The 231-nt window shown below is 79.2% G+C and carries 1 pseudogene; it reads left to right on the top strand.

The features are described 5' to 3' along the window. Positions 1-231 (top strand): annotated as a pseudogene (locus tag PU683_RS22005) (hypothetical protein); the annotation flags it as partial.

Raw genomic sequence — 231 nt, 5'->3', positions numbered from 1 at the left:
CGCGGCGCGCGCCTGCCCGGGGCCGGGCGGGGCGGCCCGGCGGTGGACATCGGCGTGTCCGGCGGGCGCTTCGCCGCCGTGGCGCCCCGGCTGGAGGGCGAGGCCGCGGAGGTGGTGGAGGCGGACGGCCGCCTGGTCTCGCCCGGCTTCGTGGAAACGCACATCCACCTGGACAAGGCGTGCACCATCGACCGCTGCGCCCGCGAGGAAGGCAGGGCGCACCGGGCCATG

Source organism: Candidatus Kosakonia sp. 282A-S69 (assembly GCF_029433855.1).
Lineage (GTDB): Bacteria > Pseudomonadota > Gammaproteobacteria > Enterobacterales > Enterobacteriaceae > Kosakonia > Kosakonia cowanii_A.
The sequence above is the reverse complement of the archived record's forward strand: the minus strand, read 5'-3'. Positions and strand labels throughout refer to the sequence as shown.